A 16,735-nucleotide genomic window follows, 5' to 3' on the forward strand; every position below is an offset into this window, starting at 1 on the left:
CCTCCTCTGATCAGCCGCGTGATCCTAGAATGTTTTTATCACGACGTAAGAATTGGCTGCGGGCACTACGCATCGTTGCGATACGCTCTTCTGCCATTTTCTCCGCAGCACGATATGTCGGTAAATGATCGCGTTTTGCGATCTCGAATACTTTTGTGACCGCGTCGTAGACGAGTTCAACTTTTTTCATGGCACGATCACGGTTGTATCCGTCGAGTTCATCGGCAACGTTGATGACACCACCCGCATTGATGACGAAGTCTGGTACGTATAAGATATCGCGTTCTTCGAGCATGTCACCGTGACGGTCTTCTTTAAGTTGGTTATTTGCCGCACCAGCGATGATTTTGACTTTCAATTGTGGAATCGTCTCGTCGTTTAATGTCGCACCGAGGGCACATGGCGCAAAGATGTCCGCTTCGACGCTATAAATGTCTTCTGGTGCGACGATCAAGGCACCGAATGCTTCTTCAGCACGTTGAAGTGCTTCTTGGTTGATGTCCGTGACGATCAGTTTCGCCCCTTCTTCATGCAAATGACGGCATAGATTGAAGGCAACGTTACCGACACCTTGGATCGCAATCGTTTTTCCACCAAGTGAATCTGTTCCGTACACTTCTTTTGCCGCTGCTTTCATACCACGGTAGACACCGTATGCCGTAACTGGTGATGGGTTACCACTTGATCCGAATGCTGGGCTGACACCAGTGACGAAGTCCGTCTCCATATGGATGTAATCCATGTCTGCAACCGTCGTATTGACATCTTCTGCTGTAATATAACGACCGTTCAGTGACTGGACGTAACGTCCGAATGCCCGGAAGAGTGCTTCTGATTTTTGTGTCTTCGCATCGCCGATGATGACTGCTTTGCCACCACCAAGGTTCAAACCAGCGGCTGCATTCTTATACGTCATCCCTTTTGATAAACGGAGCGCATCAATCAATGCCTCTTCATCAGATGCATAATTCCACATACGAAGTCCACCGAGTGCCGGTCCGAGTGTCGTGTCATGAATCGCGATGATTGCTTTTAATCCAGATACTTTATCGTGGCAAAAAACAACTTGTTCGTAATCTTCCATCTCCATTGTTTCAAAGATACTGAAGCGTGATTCTACATTTGTTTCGACCATTTTAAGTTCCTCCTCAGATTGTTTGTTTTACTTTTTTCGTCTGTTGAGCATTTAATAGCGCAAAGGCTAGTGAGTACATTTTTGCTTCTGCTGTATCGGCGCGGCTTGTCAATACAACTGGAGCCCGCGCTCCGACGAGAATCGCCGCCACAGAGGCATGTGCGAAATACATGAGCGATTTGTAGATAACGTTCCCAACTTCAATTTGCGGAACGACGAGTAAATCCGCCTGCCCTGCTACGTCTCCCGTCAAGCCTTTTTGCTGGGCAGCGACGAGATTCACGGCATTGTCGAGCGCAAGTGGTCCGTCTACAAGGCAATCCTTGATTTGACCACGTCGGTTCATTTGCGTCAGTAGGGCAGCGTCTATCGTTGCCTGCATCGTCGGATTGACGACTTCGACGGCTGCTAAGACTGCGACTTTCGGTAATCCGTATCCAAGCGCTCGTAAGGCGGAGACACCGTTTTCGATAATTTTTACCTTATCTTCGAGTGTCGGTTGGATATGAATCGCTGCATCGGTCAATCCGATCGCTGATTCACGCCCTGGCACTTCGAACAACGCGACATGCGACAGGACATTTCCAGAACGCAGACCCGTTTCTTTGTTCAAGACAGCTTTCATGAACATCGCTGTCGGAACAAGACCTTTCATCAAGACACTCGCATCCCCTTTGCGAACGGCATGAGCGGCACGCTCTGCCGCTTCTTGCGATGTAGAGGTGTGGGTGATCACGAACTGCGACTCTCGTAATGTCCGTTTTTGAATCATCTGCTGAATCCGTGTCGCATCCCCGAACAAATGAAAACGCGCTAAATCGTTTTCAATTGCTAATGCGACAGCATCCATCACTTCTTCGTCATCCGCAGCTGCAATCGCAACGACGGAATCTTCGAGTCGAGCTGCCTGCTCGACCATTTCACTGAATCTCACTGCATTCCCCCCCTTACCTGTCATACATAAATAGTAATAGCAATTTTCGTGCCAATTCAAAAGAGACGGTAGGATAAGCAAGAACGTCTTTAATTTTGCACGCTTTTGCATTTTTTGCAATATATTGCACGCAAAAATTTGCGCTTCATGAATAAATGTTAAATCGTTCCACTTTGTAATAAAGTGCCCGGAGAGAAATCCCAAGTTGTTTTGCGGCTTCTGTTTTGTTGCCATTAAAAGCAGTAAGCGCTTCCCGGATCAATCGTTCTTCGACGTGAGACATCTCGTCGGATAAATGTTTGATTTCCTTTTTCTGTCTCGTCGTGACTTTTGTTATTTGTGGCACGACAAGTTGAAGATGTCCTTTTCGTAAGACCGTTTCTGTTTTATCCGTAAAAATCAATGCGCGACCGATGACATTTTCAAGCTCGCGGACGTTTCCTTTCCACGGTTGCTTCTTCATTGCTTCGAGTACATCATCCGAGATCCGTCCGACCGATCGTCCATAACTTTGATTCAATTTGCGGAGTAGGTGTAAGGTTAACGGTGCGATATCATCCGGACGCTCACGTAGTGCCGGTATGTGAATCGGTAAACGATTAATCCGGTAATAAAGATCTTCTCGGAACTCATTCATGATGATTTTTTGTTCGAGATTGGCATTCGTCGCCGCGATGATCCGGACATCGACTGGAATCGCCTTCGTGCCACCGACACGGACGACTTCATTTTCCTGTAACACCCGTAACAGTTTGGCTTGGACGTCGAGTGGCAATTCGCCGATCTCATCTAAGAATAGCGAACCTCCGTGTGCTTCTTCGAAATATCCCCGTTTCCCGCCGCGCCGCGCTCCTGAGAACGCGCCTTCCTCGTACCCGAATAGTTCACTTTCGAGTAACGTCGGTGCAATCGCCGCACAGTTGACGCGGACGAATTGTTCATATTTGCGTTCGCTCGCTGCATGGATCGCATGTGCGAACAGTTCTTTACCGGTTCCGGATTCACCGCGAATCAAGACGTTGACTGGCATCGTTGCCGCAAGCTTCGCTTGATCGACGACGAAGCGCATTGCTTCACTCTCGGCGATGATATCATCGAATGTATATTTAGCTTCGAGTGTCCGGATTTTTTGTCGCGCTGCCTTTAATTCTTTTGCTAGAGCCTTCATTTCCGAAATATCTCGAATGACCCCAACGGAACCGCGGACTTGTCCATCGACAATGACAGGTGCTGCGTTGACGATGATATCGCGTTGATCTTGTCCGATCTTCATACGAACATCTCGCACGTTCTCGCCTGTATTCAAGACTTTCAAATGAACGGATTCCTGCATCCCGATATCAGCGCTAGCCGGTTTTCCGACGACATCTCGTTCTGTGAAACCGGTCATTCGCGTATACGCCGGATTAATCAGCATCGTCTGTCCGTCTTGATCGGCGACGGAAATCGCTTCGCTCGTACAATGAATGATTGCTTCGAGCATTTTCTCTTTTTCAGTCAGACGCTCAAGTAACACTCTGACGAATTCACCCGGTAAGACCGCCGCTCCCGGAAAATCATGGATTAATTGTTCGAGTACGCCACTTTCTCCCGTAGCGTCAATGATGAAATCGACGTCTGCTCCTTCGAATGCTGACCAGTTCGTTTCGATCCGAATGTCCGCGCGCCGTGCAAGCGCTACCCCAGGCGCCTCCATGTTTGGATCAACAAGACCGATGACCGTTAATAGTGGTGAACGTTGAAATGCGTGCAAGACCTCTGTTCCCCCTTGACCTGCTCCGACGACGAGTAGATGATGCATATAAATTCCCCCTTTGAAACTGCTTACATTTCTATCCTACTCGGAATAAAAAAGGGAAGCAAACCCGATTCGCAGAACGATCGATTTTTTGATACAATACGCTTGGAAAGGAGTGGCGTCCTATGCGTATCATTGGTTTGCTCTCATTATTAATCCCCGGCATCATCGGCGCGATTGGTATTAAGCTCATGCGCGACAGTGTCTTTCTAATTGCGCAAGTGCCGTTTAAATACTTAGGCGATGCGGCTTACGTATATGTATTGCAAGGTCTCGTTGGGTTGATTCTTGCGATGGGTGGTATTGGATTTGTCGCAGGATATGTCTTTTATCGCGATCGAAAACGTGGAAAAGTCTCCGACCGCTATCAAAAAAAATAAACACAGAAAAAGGTCCCCATCTCTTGAACTCATTTCAAGCGCGGGACCTTTTACTCGTATAAAATTGGTTTCACTTACGGATGAACTCCTCTCATAGTTAGAACTATTCGTGTACTCCAAAACCTTAGGTGTTCCTCTTAATGAAGAGGTGGAAAGAAATCAGATCTGGCTATCGAGCTAACGATAGAATGGTATTTCAGTTCCATCATCTGACTGTACTCGGGACCTAGGTGGAGCGTAATGTCATCCGCTTGAAGCAGTCAAACATTCGGTTGCTAACAATCACTGCTAGACAACACTCCTTTTCACGAACTGTACTTTTCATTTTAGACGATCCGTTACCTTCCACTTTTCCCTAGCTTCGAAATCATGGAAGCTCCCATTCATTCGAGATTTCCCATCTAGAATGAACAAGATACCTTGGTACGACTTCTACCAAGAGAATGTCGTCCGGCATTCTTGAGCCATTTACAGTTGGCGTTCTGAGATGATATTCATCAACGGGATTTCCGGAGTCCTCGCCGACTCGACGTTCATCTGACGTCTTGCCAAATCATTTGGTACCTTTATTATAACAAACATTTCAGTTTATGCAATATTTATTTGCAAACGCTTTTATTTTTTTTGACCTCTACCGTATGCTGTAGAAAGAGTGCATTCGAAAGGAGATCTTGTATGCGAAAAATCATCGTATTCGAACATCTATCTTTAGATGGTGTCGTTCAAGCACCGAGTGGAAAGGAGGAGGATGTAAGCAACGATTTCGAACATGGTGGCTGGACCGTTCCTTTTCAACATCCTGAGATCGGTCAAGTCATTCGCGGATGGATGCATGAGGACTGCTCTCTGTTGCTCGGTCGTGCGACTTACGAACAATGGGCAAGTTATTGGCCACTCCACTCAGATGTCTGGCCGATTGCCGATCATGCCATGAAGTATGTCGCCACGCGTCATGCACTACCTGTCCTTTGGCAGCCGACAACTTGTTTGAAGCATCCGACTTCTGAACTAAAGCTTTTGAAACAACAGGATGGCCCACCATTTCATATCTGGGGCAGTAGTGAACTCGTTCATACACTTTATCAAGCGGATTTGATCGATGAGCTTCGCTTGATCCATTATCCTGTCATCATCGGTTCCGGTAAGCGTCTCTTTCCCGATCAAAGAATGGTTCCCCTCACTTGGAACGTCATGGAACAACACACGTTTGATAACGGAGTGTCAATCATTCGCTATGAACGAAATAAGAATCAAATATAAACCGTTATCGTTTAGATTCTGCCTTTTACCAGAAAGAAAGAGGAAAGAAGCGTAGCGATTCGAGATGGACAAAAAAAGTGCAATCTTTCTCGTCAAGAGAAAAACTGCACTTTATCTTCAGTCTGGCGCCTTTTATGAATTAGACGGTATATGGCTTCAACCGGATTGTTCTTGATTCATATGACTCGATACATACGAGATGAATTCCGAGTTCTTTGGACTCTTCTCTTGTTCGATCCGACCGTTAAACAACTCGTGTTGCTGCATTCCTTCGTTCCAGGCGGACTTGATGGCATGACGCATCGCTCGTTCGACGCGAGAAGCTGTTGTTTGATGTTTTTTCGCAATCGTCGGATAGAGTTCCTTTGTGATCAATCCGAGTAGATCTTCCCGTTCAAGCACCATTAAGACAGCGTCTTTCAAATACGTAAACCCTTTGATATGCGGAGCGATCCCCACTTCTCGAAGCGTCGAGCCGACTTTTAGATCAATCGTTTCGATCGCCGGAGCTTGTCCTTGATTCGTCACGAGACGAATTTTTTGAACGAGCTGATCCATGCTGAACGGTTTAAGTAAGAAGTATGATGCTCCAAGGGTGACCGCCTGTTGTGAGACCTCGTCCTTACCGAAAGCACTCAACATGATGACAGCAGGATTCTTCTTTTTCTTCATCAATTCTTCGAGCACACCAAGCCCATCTAAATGAGGCATGATGATGTCGAGGAGCAATACATCCACCTCATGTTCTTTCATGCGTTCGAGACAACTCTCGCCATTGTAGGCGACGCAAACGACTTCCATGTCTTCTTGCGCAGAGATATGCTGGCGAATCAGTTCGACCATTTCGCGATTATCATCTGCTATCCCGACTTTAATCAATCCTTACACCCCATTTTTAAGCGATTCTTTCATCGTCTTCGCCTGATCCATCAATTCCTCGGCATGCCGTAATGTCAAATCCGTCATATGGGCACCGGAAATCATCCGTCCAAGTTCGTTCCCTCGATCTGCTTGAGACAAGACGTTGACTTGGGTCGTCGTACGATCCGTCTCCTCAATCTTTCGAATATAGAGATGTTGATCCGCCATCGAAGCGACTTGTGGTAAGTGCGTAATACAAAGCACTTGTCCGTCTACCGACAAACGATAGATTTTTTCTGCCATCGCTTGTGCAACACGACCCGAAACACCCGTATCGACTTCATCGAATATGATTGAGGCGACTCCGACCGAGCGCGAGAAGATCGACTTCAGTCCAAGCATGATACGAGATAATTCCCCGCCCGATGCAACTTTTCCGAGCGACTTGAATGGCTCTCCCGCATTCGTCATGATGAAGAATTCCACATGGTCGATCCCGTTCTTGCGTAGCATCGGTGTCTTTCCGTCTTGAAGAAAACGAATTTCAAACCGCGCCTTCTCCATGTAAAGCTCACGCAACTCCAAATGAATCGCTTCACTTAATTGAACTGCCGCTTTGCGACGCTGTTGTGAGAGTCGACCACCAATTTCAAACAATTCGCTTTCGAGCTGTTCGACTTCGGTTTTTAAGCGTTCAATTCGTTCATCTCGATTTGTCATCGTATCAAGTTCAATCCGAATTTTCTCACCGTAAGCGATGACTTCCTCAATCGTCGCTCCGTATTTTCGTTTCAGCTGTTGGAAGACGGACAAACGTTGTTCGATCTCATCGAGTCGATTGGAATCGAACTCAAGTGTTTCGAGTTGATCTCGAATGGCATAACCGACTTCTTCTAGTCCATAAAAGGCGCTTGCGATCGCGTCACTTTGCTGAGAAAACTGTTCGTCGATGCTTGATGCTTGTTGTAGTTCACGCATCGCGTCTCCAACGGAATCGATGCCGCGCATCTCATCGTGTAAGGCGTCATAGGCTGTCTTCAACGACGCATATAACTTCTCGAAGTTCGCAAGACGATTCCGCTCGACGAGTAACTCATCTTCCTCATGCGCTCGAAGTTTTGCGCCCTCGATCTCTTCGGTCTGAAACGATAACAAATCGATCCGTTGGGCGAGTTCTTGCTCACTTTGTGCGAGCGATTGTAGCGCCGTCCGTTTTTCTTCATACGTTTGATAACCGGACTGATAGGCTTGAAGGAGTGGCGCGATCGCCTCTTGCGCGAAGTCATCGAGAATCGCTTGATGGTACGTACTGTCCATTAAATGCTGATGTTCATGTTGCCCGTGCATATCGACGAGGACACGTCCGAACTCACGTAAAATCGTCAGTGTGACCAGCTTATTGTTGACGCGACAGACACTTTTTCCTGTCGCGAACAGATCACGTCGCAAGATGATCAATCCGTCTTCGATATCGATGCCATACTCTTCTGCAAGATCATAGACGAGATGGTCGTCTTCAATCAGAAACAATCCTTCTAGTTCCGCCCGATCTTCCCCGTATCGAACGAATTCCGCGGATCCACGTCCACCAATTAATAATCCGATCGCATCGAGAACGATCGATTTACCGGCACCTGTTTCCCCAGTCAAGACGGTCATTCCTTTTTTAAAGTCGATCTGTAGCTCGTCAATGATCGCAAATTGTTTGATCGATAATTCAGCTAGCATCCTGTCAACTCCTTACAGCATTTCTAAAATTCGTTCCGTCACTTCTTTCGCTTGTCCCTCACTTCGTGCAATCAATAGGATCGTATCGTCCCCACACACCGTTCCAAGCAGTTCGCTCCAGCTCAAATGGTCTAGTAAGACAGCGACTGCATTCGCATTTCCCGGCAGGACATGCATGACAATCAGATTTTGAGCAGAATCAATCGAGATGAAGCTATCTCCGAGCAGACGCCGCAATTTCCCGAGTGGGTTGAAGCGTTGGTCGGCGGGTAAGCTATATTTATAACGTCCATCATTCAACGGGACCTTCACGAGATGGAGTTCCTTGATATCTCGTGATACCGTTGCCTGTGTCACCTTATATCCTGCATTCCGTAATTCCTCTACCAATTCATCCTGGGTTTCTACTTCTGATTGGGTGATGATCTCCCGAATCTTAATCAACCGTTGCCCCTTTGTCATTCCTGCACCTCACAGTATTCTTCGATGTTACTATTGTAATCCAATAAATCATCAAAAGTCCACGTTTCCCATTTTATTATCCGGTTTTCATCGTGCCACACAACAAGGAAGACGGACCCATGAACCGGATCCGTCTTCGTTATCATCTGTTCGTTTAAAGACTAGCATGCGCTAGCTTGACCGTCTCCGTCGCATGAACGGACGGATCAAGCCCTGGTTGACCAAGGCGTGCATGCAACAAGAACTCAATGTTGCCCTCTCCACCGGTAATCGGAGAATAGTCGAGCTGCTTGACATAGAACCCTTGTTGAATGAAGAATTCGATCATCTCATCGAGAACTCGGACATGAATCCGCTCATCACGCACGATCCCTTTTTTACCGATATCCTCACGACCTGCTTCGAATTGCGGTTTGACGAGCGCCATGACGTCTCCTCCTTCAACGAGGATCATCTTCAATGGCGGAAGCATCAAACGTAATGAAATGAACGAGACATCGATCGTCGCAAACTGCGGCGCGACAGGGAACATGTCTGGTGTCGCATGCCGGAAGTTCGTTTTTTCCATCACCGTCACGCGGTCATCCGAGCGAAGCTTCCAGTCCAGCTGATTGGAACCGACATCAAGTGCATACATATGTGCTGCTCCATTTTGTAAGGAGCAGTCGGTAAAACCACCTGTCGACGATCCGATATCGAGACCTGTTTTACCCGTGACATCAAAATCGAATACTTGAAGTGCCTTTTCCATCTTAAAGCCACCACGCCCCACGTAAGGCATCAACTGACCTTTAACGTGCAAATCGATATCGGACTTGACCTTTTCACCGGCCTTCTCCAATCGTTCCGTGCCACTAAAGACGAGTCCAGCCATGATCGACCGTTTCGCTTTTTCACGCGTTTCAAACAAACCGCGCTCGACGAGAAGAACGTCGAGGCGGATTTTCTTTACATTTTCCATGAATCGTCACACACTCTGTTTCTTTCCTTGATTGACGAAAGCGCGTACTTCTTCTGCGATTTGTCCAGGTAATAGTCCAATTTCTTCCAGCAACTCATTCACACCGCCGTGCTCGATATACCAATCCGGAATACCGAAGCGTTTGACGCGTGGGAATGCTTCCTGCTCGTTCGCATGCTCAAGGACAGCTGATCCGAATCCACCTTTTAGGACGGCTTCTTCCAGTGTCACAAGTGGAATTCCCTCTGCGTAAAGAGCGTTCAGCATCTTCTCATCAAGCGGTTTGATCGTCCGGGCATTGATGACACGAACTGATAATTCGCCTGCTAAGAGATCCGCGATTTTGAGCGCGTCTTGCACTTGTGGTCCGAATGCAAGGATGGCGACATCTGTTCCTTCACGTTCAACTTCCCACGTATCGAGCGAAATTTCATGCAATGTCTCATCCATTGGTACACCAAGTCCTTCGCCACGCGGGAAACGAACGGCGATTGGTCCTTCGTATTTAACAGCTGAATAGAGCAAGTGCTGTAGTTCATTCTCATCCTTTGCCATGACGATTCGAATATTCGGAACGTGGCGCATGAAAGCAATATCGAAGACCCCTTGGTGTGTCTCTCCATCTGCTCCAACAAGACCTGATCGGTCAATCGTAAACGTTACGTCAAGATTTTGACGCGCCACGTCATGCACGAGTTGATCGTATGCGCGCTGGAAGAACGTCGAGTAGATTGATACAACGGGTTTCATGCCTTGCGTCGCTTGACCAGCTGCGAACGTAACAGCATGTTGTTCCGCGATCCCAACGTCAAACATCCGCTCTGGGAATTCTTTTTCAAAACAATCGAGTTTTGAGCCAACACTCATCGCTGGTGTGATCAACGTCAGCTTTTCATCGTCGCGTGCCATCTTCGTCAAGGTATCCGCTACCGTAAAGGAATAACTTGGTGCTTTTGATTTTCCTTTGATGACTTCGCCGGACTCCATCTTGTATGGTCCAAGACCGTGCCATGTACCGACCCCATCAAACTCTGCCGGACGATAACCTTTCCCTTTTTTCGTGATGACATGAAGCAGGACAGGTCCTTCTTCTTTTTTCACGTAATTGAGCTGTTCGATCAAATCATTAAGATCGTGTCCATCGACCGGACCGTAATAGTTGAAACCAAGTTCTTCAAAGAACATCCCAGGAACGAGCGCTCCCTTGACGGCTTCTTTCAATTTCTCGCTTCCTTTTTCCAAACGTCCGCCAATGACCGGAATCTTTTTGATCAATGCTTCAAGCTCGTCTTGCGCAAAACGTACTTTTCGCGATGAACGAATCCGTCCTAGCATTTGATGCATCGCACCGACGTTTGGTGCAATCGACATCTCGTTATCATTTAAGATGACGATGACGTTTTGTTGCTCTGCTCCGATGTGATTCAATGCTTCGAGGGCCATACCGCCTGTTAACGCCCCGTCACCGATGATCGCGACTGCGCGGTCATCCTTACCGCTCAATTCGTTTGAAACAGCAATCCCCATTGCTGCTGACAAGGACGTCGAGCTATGCCCTGTCTCCCAGACGTCATGCACGCTTTCATTGCGTTTCGGAAATCCACAAAGTCCTTTATGCTGACGGAGCGTATCAAACTGGCTCGCGCGTCCTGTGAGAATCTTGTGCACATAGGCTTGGTGTCCGACGTCCCAGACGAACTTGTCATTTGGACTGTCGAATTCACGATGCAGTGCAAGCGTTAACTCGACGACTCCAAGATTCGGTGCCAAGTGCCCACCTGTCGTCGCTAATTCTTCAATCAAAAAGCGTCGAATATCGCCTGCGAAAACTTCGAGTTCGGAGACCGACATACGCTTTAAAAATGACGGATCCTGTATTTCTGTCAATTTCATACCTTACCGCCTCTTTTCCTTACAATCTTATAGGGTTTGTACCCTACATTGTACTAGAACAATCTATCGAGCGCCATTGTCAGCATAGAAAAAGACGACGCACGATGCGTCGTCCTGCTTAATGGTCACGCTTGACCACGAAGTCTAGCAGTTCCTTAAGTGTCGTCGCTTCGACCGATAGTGCTTCAATCGCCTGTTCTGCTGCTTCCACCTGAGCTGTCAGTGCACGTTTCGCACCTTCAAGACCGAGGAGTTTCGGATACGTCGCTTTTTCATTTTCTTCATCACTACCAACCGGCTTGCCGATTTTTTCAGCATCTCCTGTCACGTCTAAGATGTCATCTTGAATTTGAAAAGCAATGCCGAGATGGCGACCATATTGATGCAGGTGCTCAAGATCTGTCGGACTAACCGCGGCGAGCAACCCGCCTGCTTCGACCGCAAAGACGAGAAGTGCTCCTGTTTTTCGACGATGAATCGATTCTAGCTCCGCTACATCATTTATGCCACCACGCTCACCGAGCATATCATCGAGTTGTCCACCGACCATACCAGAAGCTCCTGCCGCCGCCGCTAATCGTTCGACGAGCGCAAGCTTCACTTCTGGCGAAGCTGGTGTCTCAAGGAGGCAGCTGAATGCGTTCGTGAGCAATGCGTCTCCTGCTAAAATCGCTGTCGCTTCATCAAAAGCAATATGATTCGTCGGACGACCTCTACGGAGATCATCATCGTCCATTGCCGGAAGGTCATCATGAATCAGCGAATATGTATGAATCATCTCAAGTGCCGCAGCAGTAGCATCTCCTTTTGAGCGGTCGATTGAAAAGGCATCGAGTACTGCATAAATCAAGGCCGGACGAATCCGTTTCCCACCGGCATCAAGTGAATACCGCATTGAGTCACGTAAACGGTCGGGTGCATCGAGTCGCTCCATGAACTCTGCCATTTTGTTTTCGACTTGTGTCTTCCATTCATGCAAGGCAATCATTGTGCTCCTCCTTTTTCCCGCAGCGTACCATCTTGCTCCAGGATCTGATCGAGTTTTTTCTCAGCAACGGATAACTTTCCTTGGCAAAGAGCTGTCAATTTGACGCCCTCTTCATAAAGAGCCATCGCTTGTTCTAGCGGAGCTTCGCCCTCTTCGAGTAACGTGACGATCTCTTCTAGTCGTTCTAGTGCTTCTTCAAAAGATTGTTCCGTCTCCATCCTTACTCCCCATCCTCTCGTTTGGCACGAACCGTTCCATCATGGAATCGGATATCGAACGAAGACGCTGTTAATGCCTTCGCGGAACGAACAATTTGTCCATCCTGTTCGACATACGCATAGCCGCGCATCAGGACATGCGTCGGACTGACGGAGTCGAGTCGCGCGAGCACATGACGCACTTGTTGTTGTTTCGATTGCAAAAGCCGACGCACGATTTCGAGTCGACGACGCGACTGTTCAATCGTTGCTCGTTGTTGTACGAATCGATCACGTACTGGTATTCGCATTAAACGTGTGTGAAGACGCTCCACCTGCTGTCGGTTTTGAGTCACGATATACTGCATCTCTTTTTGGAGCAACATTTCCGTCCGGTCCAGTTGTTCCTGCTTTAGTCCGAGTAAAACACGTGGCGATTTAAGACCGTAACTCGCGGCTAGACGTGTCACTTGCTCCTGTTTACTCTTAAGGAGTTGTGTATACGTTCGTTCCAAACGTCGCTCTACATCCTGGACACGACGGACGAGTGCCTCTGCTTCCGGAGTGACAAGTTCTGCCGCCGCTGTTGGTGTAGCAGCACGAACGTCGGCGACGAAATCACTGATCGTAAAATCAGTCTCATGTCCGACAGCAGAGACGATTGGGATACGTGATTCAAACACGGCTGTCACGACAGACATTTCATTGAATGCCCACAACTCTTCGATCGAACCGCCACCACGACCAATGATCAACACATCACAGGCAGCATGCTCGTTCATCAGTTGAATAGCACGACTGATTTGGGGTGCCGCGTCTGCTCCTTGTACAAGAACCGGCGCGAAGACGATGGCTGCTTGCGGATAACGACGCCGGAGTGTTGTTGCAATGTCATGAAGCGCCGCTCCTTTTGGCGATGTGATGATCCCGATCCGATCCGGAAAAGCAGGCAACGGTTGTTTGATCGCAGGATCAAACCAACCACGTTCTTCAAGATCCATTTTCAGGCGAGAAAACGCCTCGTATAACGCGCCCACACCATCTTCCGTCATCCGTTCGACATAGAGTTGCATTTCTCCAGAAGAGACGTAGACAGATAAGCGTGCCGTGACGACGACACGCATGCCGTCGCGTATGTCTGTCTTGACCCGACTCGCATCCCGAGCAAACATGACGGCTTTCATCCGTGACTGTTCGTCCTTCAACGTAAAATAAAGGTGACCGGAAGAGTGTCGTTTAAAGTTCGACACTTCTCCCACCACCTGGACTTGTTGTAGAAGGGCGTCACCTTCTAGTTCACGTTTGACATAGTGGACTAAATCGGAAACGTGAAGAGGTTCACTCATTGCGCGGCCTCGATCGTGTTATGCAGTAACATCGTGATCGTCATTGGACCAACGCCACCCGGAACAGGTGTAATCATCGATGCAACGTCTTGTACCGTATCAAAATCAACATCACCGACGAGTTTACCATCGACACGGTTGACACCGACGTCAATGACGACAGCATCCGGTTTCACCATATCTGCAGTAATCAGCTTCGGTACACCGACTGCGACGATCAAAATATCCGCTTGGCGTGTCATCGCACCGAGGTCTGCAGTTTTTGAATGACAGTATGAAACGGTAGCCGATTCATTCAAGAACAACATACCGACGGGTTTTCCGACGATTTGACTCCGTCCGACGACAACGACGTGCTGACCCGCGATCGGTACATTCATCTCTTTTACGAGATGGAGAATACCATTTGGTGTACATGGTAAAAATGTCGGTTCACCAATCATCATCTTCCCGACAGAGACAGGATGGAAGCCATCGACGTCCTTTTCAGGAGAAATCGCAAAAATGACCTTGCTCTCATCAATATGGTCTGGCAACGGCAATTGAACGAGAATCCCGTGGACACTCGCATCTACGTTCAGGCGTTCAATCAAATGAAGGAGTTCTGATTCCGTTGTTTCTGCCGGAAGTCGGATCAACTCTGAATCCATTCCGATTTCCTTCGCTGCCTTCTCTTTTCCGCGTACATAAGATTGACTAGCTGGATCTTCACCAATCAAGATGACAGTCAATTGCGGTTGAATCCGCTGTTCTTTCAGACGTGCGACTTCTTCTTTCAGCTTCATACGATATGAATGGGCTACCTGTTTTCCATCGATTACTACTGCCATGATTTGTCCACTCCCCCAAAAAGTTCGATTCACTCTTCTGTCTGTTTGTCTCTATTCGGTTTTAAATCGGTTTATGAATTTTCTTTGACGACGCCTTGTGCCACTTTACCAAGAACACCGTTCACAATTTTCGTTGCTTCTTCATCTGCGAACGCCTTCGTCAATTCGATGGCTTCGTTAATCGTTACTCGAACCGGAATGTTCGTTTCGAACAACAATTCATAGACGGCTAAGCGAAGAATCGTCCGCTCGATGTTTCCAAGTCGCTCGAACGACCAGTTGACGAGCGCTTCTCGAATATGCTGATCAATTGTTTCTTTGTTCGTTTCGACACCGTTCACCAATTGCTCGACGAATGTATCGTATTCCTTACCTTCTACCGCGAATTCAATGGCCTCTTGTGCAGTCAGATCCGAAAGTTCCATTTGGAACAAAGATTGGACTGCGAGTTCGCGTGCCATGTGTCGTTTCATCATGATTTTGCGTGCTCCTTTTTTTGTCGTTCTCAATCAGTTAGTTTAGCACATTCCTCTTTTAAAAAACATAGAGAACGCCAAAAAAAGACGGGAGTTCGTCGCACAAACTCCCGTCCTGATTCAGTTTACGATCGTACCTTTTAACTCACGCTCTGCGAATTTCGTCGTAAATGTACCACGACGGAATACCGGGTGACTGAGAACCCGTTCGTGGAACGGGATCGTCGTTTTGACACCTTCGATCCAAAATTCAGCCAGTGCACGTTCCATCTTCGCACATGCTTCTTCCCGTGTTTCCGCATGGACGATCAATTTCGCGACCATCGAGTCATAGTATGGTGGAATCATATACCCTGGATAGACCGCGCTATCGATGCGCACGCCCATTCCGCCCGGTGTCACGTATTGTGTGACACGTCCAGCAGACGGACGGAAATCATGGTCTGGATCTTCGGCATTGATCCGGCACTCAATCGAATGACCATGGAACTTGATATCCTTTTGTTTAACGGCAAGTGGATGATCGAGCGCGACTTGGAGTTGTGCTTGAACGAGATCGAATCCTGTGATCATCTCCGTTACTGGATGTTCCACTTGAATGCGCGTGTTCATCTCCATGAAGAAGAATTCTTCCGTCTCTTCGACGAAGATGAATTCGATCGTTCCAGCTCCTGTATACTGAATCGCTTTTGCTGCTTTTACAGCAGCCTCGCCCATCTTCAACCGTGTCGCTTCACTGACCGCAGGAGATGGTGCTTCCTCAATCAGTTTCTGCATCCGGCGCTGAACGGTACAATCTCGTTCACCGAGATGAATGACATTGCCATGCCGGTCAGCAAGTACCTGTACCTCAACATGGCGGAATTCTTCGATGAAGCGCTCTAAGTATACGTCTCCGTTTCCGAAGGCTTGTTTCGCTTCACGGCGCGTCTCACTTAGACCATTGATCAACTCTTCTTCCGAACGAGCGACCCGAATCCCTTTACCACCGCCACCTGCTGTCGCTTTGATGATGACCGGATAACCGATTTCTTGCGCCAGCGCGACCGCTTCTTCGTCTGTGACCGTTCCATCTGAACCAGGCACGACGGGTACACCGCATTCGATCATCGTCTTTTTCGCGACATCCTTGATCCCCATCTGACGAATCGCATCCGACGTCGGACCAACGAACTTAATCCCACACGCTTCACACATCTCGGCAAAATCGACGTTCTCAGCTAAGAAACCATAACCCGGGTGGATCATCGTGACTTGACGATTTGTTGCGATCGCAAGGATGTTCGTAACGTTTAAGTAGGATGAAGCAGAACTTGCTTCACCGATGCAATATGCCTCATCTGCTAAGCGAACGTGTAACGCTTCCTTATCCGCCGTCGAGTAGACAGCAACGGTTTGTATTCCAAGTTCCTTTGCCGCTCGAATGATGCGGACGGCAATTTCTCCACGGTTGGCAATCAATAATTTTTCCATGCTGTTCACCCCC

16 protein-coding genes are annotated in these 16,735 nt (G+C 48.0%); 2 read left to right on the forward strand and 14 right to left on the reverse strand.

The features are described 5' to 3' along the window. Positions 1-10 precede the first annotated feature (10 nt). From B2U10_RS06455 to B2U10_RS06465, 3 genes are all read right to left on the reverse strand, one after another. Positions 11-1,135 (reverse strand): Leu/Phe/Val dehydrogenase, encoded by a 1,125-nt coding sequence (locus B2U10_RS06455; protein ID WP_023467593.1) that lies wholly within the window; start codon positions 1,133-1,135, stop codon positions 11-13. Positions 1,136-1,148: 13 nt separating this feature from the next. Continuing rightward, positions 1,149-2,069 (reverse strand): phosphate butyryltransferase, encoded by a 921-nt coding sequence (gene yqiS, locus B2U10_RS06460; RefSeq protein ID WP_035409077.1) that lies wholly within the window; start codon positions 2,067-2,069, stop codon positions 1,149-1,151. Positions 2,070-2,214: 145 nt separating this feature from the next. Next, complete coding sequence (locus B2U10_RS06465; RefSeq protein WP_290786428.1) at positions 2,215-3,870, reverse strand: sigma 54-interacting transcriptional regulator; 1,656 nt, start codon at positions 3,868-3,870, stop codon at positions 2,215-2,217. A 122-nt stretch (positions 3,871-3,992) separates the two neighbouring features. Between B2U10_RS06465 and B2U10_RS06470 the strand changes: the two genes are divergently transcribed. Then, the gene (locus B2U10_RS06470; protein ID WP_023467590.1) at positions 3,993-4,247 is read left to right on the forward strand and encodes a DUF2627 family protein; all 255 of its coding nucleotides are present in this window, start codon (positions 3,993-3,995) and stop codon (positions 4,245-4,247) included. A gap of 675 nt (positions 4,248-4,922) precedes the next feature. Then, complete coding sequence (locus B2U10_RS06475; RefSeq protein WP_290786433.1) at positions 4,923-5,507, forward strand: dihydrofolate reductase family protein; 585 nt, start codon at positions 4,923-4,925, stop codon at positions 5,505-5,507. Positions 5,508-5,663: 156 nt separating this feature from the next. Here the strand turns inward: B2U10_RS06475 and spo0A are convergent, their stop codons facing one another. The 11 genes from spo0A to accC all read right to left on the reverse strand — a co-directional run bounded on the left by spo0A (position 5,664) and on the right by accC (position 16,722). Then, positions 5,664-6,386, reverse strand: coding sequence for a sporulation transcription factor Spo0A (gene spo0A, locus B2U10_RS06480; RefSeq protein ID WP_035409083.1), 723 nt, complete (start codon positions 6,384-6,386; stop codon positions 5,664-5,666). Between the two features lie 3 nt (positions 6,387-6,389). After that, positions 6,390-8,096 carry a DNA repair protein RecN gene (recN, locus tag B2U10_RS06485; RefSeq protein WP_035409085.1) on the reverse strand — a complete coding sequence of 569 codons (1,707 nt, stop codon included), beginning with the start codon at positions 8,094-8,096 and terminating at the stop codon, positions 6,390-6,392. Positions 8,097-8,108: 12 nt separating this feature from the next. Then, a complete protein-coding gene (gene ahrC / locus B2U10_RS06490; protein WP_035409088.1) occupies positions 8,109-8,558 on the reverse strand; it encodes a transcriptional regulator AhrC/ArgR in 450 nt (149 codons plus the stop codon). Between the two features lie 154 nt (positions 8,559-8,712). After that, positions 8,713-9,519 carry a TlyA family RNA methyltransferase gene (locus tag B2U10_RS06495; RefSeq protein WP_035409090.1) on the reverse strand — a complete coding sequence of 269 codons (807 nt, stop codon included), beginning with the start codon at positions 9,517-9,519 and terminating at the stop codon, positions 8,713-8,715. Between the two features lie 6 nt (positions 9,520-9,525). Further along, positions 9,526-11,412: a 1-deoxy-D-xylulose-5-phosphate synthase gene (gene dxs, locus B2U10_RS06500; protein WP_056060225.1), complete on the reverse strand. Its 1,887-nt coding sequence runs from the start codon at positions 11,410-11,412 to the stop codon at positions 9,526-9,528. A gap of 118 nt (positions 11,413-11,530) precedes the next feature. Continuing rightward, the gene (locus B2U10_RS06505; RefSeq protein WP_056060223.1) at positions 11,531-12,400 is read right to left on the reverse strand and encodes a polyprenyl synthetase family protein; all 870 of its coding nucleotides are present in this window, start codon (positions 12,398-12,400) and stop codon (positions 11,531-11,533) included. Beyond that, a complete protein-coding gene (xseB, locus tag B2U10_RS06510; protein ID WP_023467583.1) occupies positions 12,397-12,618 on the reverse strand; it encodes an exodeoxyribonuclease VII small subunit in 222 nt (73 codons plus the stop codon). The genes B2U10_RS06505 and xseB overlap by 4 nt, the downstream gene beginning before the upstream one ends. Before the next feature lie 2 nt (positions 12,619-12,620). Beyond that, entirely contained in the window at positions 12,621-13,943 is a 1,323-nt protein-coding gene (gene xseA, locus B2U10_RS06515; protein WP_290786436.1) for an exodeoxyribonuclease VII large subunit, read from the reverse strand. Beyond that, positions 13,940-14,773: a bifunctional methylenetetrahydrofolate dehydrogenase/methenyltetrahydrofolate cyclohydrolase FolD gene (gene folD, locus B2U10_RS06520; RefSeq protein ID WP_081780391.1), complete on the reverse strand. Its 834-nt coding sequence runs from the start codon at positions 14,771-14,773 to the stop codon at positions 13,940-13,942. The genes xseA and folD overlap by 4 nt, the downstream gene beginning before the upstream one ends. A gap of 71 nt (positions 14,774-14,844) precedes the next feature. After that, positions 14,845-15,246 carry a transcription antitermination factor NusB gene (nusB, locus tag B2U10_RS06525; protein WP_035409747.1) on the reverse strand — a complete coding sequence of 134 codons (402 nt, stop codon included), beginning with the start codon at positions 15,244-15,246 and terminating at the stop codon, positions 14,845-14,847. 123 nt (positions 15,247-15,369) lie between these two features. Further along, positions 15,370-16,722 (reverse strand): acetyl-CoA carboxylase biotin carboxylase subunit, encoded by a 1,353-nt coding sequence (gene accC, locus B2U10_RS06530; protein ID WP_035409099.1) that lies wholly within the window; start codon positions 16,720-16,722, stop codon positions 15,370-15,372. Between the last annotated feature and the right edge of the window lie 13 nt (positions 16,723-16,735).

Source organism: Exiguobacterium sp. UBA7533 (assembly GCF_002479335.1).
Classification (GTDB): domain Bacteria; phylum Bacillota; class Bacilli; order Exiguobacteriales; family Exiguobacteriaceae; genus Exiguobacterium_A.

Excerpts from the sequence above, each read along its gene's own strand:
- B2U10_RS06455 (WP_023467593.1), bottom strand. The coding sequence starts at position 1,135 with ATGGTCGAAACAAATGTAGAATCACGCTTCAGTATCTTTGAAACAATG.
- B2U10_RS06465 (WP_290786428.1), bottom strand. The coding sequence starts at position 3,870 with ATGCATCATCTACTCGTCGTCGGAGCAGGTCAAGGGGGAACAGAGGTC.
- B2U10_RS06470 (WP_023467590.1), top strand. The coding sequence starts at position 3,993 with ATGCGTATCATTGGTTTGCTCTCATTATTAATCCCCGGCATCATCGGC.
- B2U10_RS06475 (WP_290786433.1), top strand. The coding sequence starts at position 4,923 with ATGCGAAAAATCATCGTATTCGAACATCTATCTTTAGATGGTGTCGTT.
- recN (WP_035409085.1), bottom strand. The coding sequence starts at position 8,096 with ATGCTAGCTGAATTATCGATCAAACAATTTGCGATCATTGACGAGCTA.
- ahrC (WP_035409088.1), bottom strand. The coding sequence starts at position 8,558 with ATGACAAAGGGGCAACGGTTGATTAAGATTCGGGAGATCATCACCCAA.
- B2U10_RS06495 (WP_035409090.1), bottom strand. The coding sequence starts at position 9,519 with ATGGAAAATGTAAAGAAAATCCGCCTCGACGTTCTTCTCGTCGAGCGC.
- dxs (WP_056060225.1), bottom strand. The coding sequence starts at position 11,412 with ATGAAATTGACAGAAATACAGGATCCGTCATTTTTAAAGCGTATGTCG.
- B2U10_RS06505 (WP_056060223.1), bottom strand. The coding sequence starts at position 12,400 with ATGATTGCCTTGCATGAATGGAAGACACAAGTCGAAAACAAAATGGCA.
- xseB (WP_023467583.1), bottom strand. The coding sequence starts at position 12,618 with ATGGAGACGGAACAATCTTTTGAAGAAGCACTAGAACGACTAGAAGAG.
- xseA (WP_290786436.1), bottom strand. The coding sequence starts at position 13,943 with ATGAGTGAACCTCTTCACGTTTCCGATTTAGTCCACTATGTCAAACGT.
- folD (WP_081780391.1), bottom strand. The coding sequence starts at position 14,773 with ATGGCAGTAGTAATCGATGGAAAACAGGTAGCCCATTCATATCGTATG.
- nusB (WP_035409747.1), bottom strand. The coding sequence starts at position 15,246 with ATGAAACGACACATGGCACGCGAACTCGCAGTCCAATCTTTGTTCCAA.
- accC (WP_035409099.1), bottom strand. The coding sequence starts at position 16,722 with ATGGAAAAATTATTGATTGCCAACCGTGGAGAAATTGCCGTCCGCATC.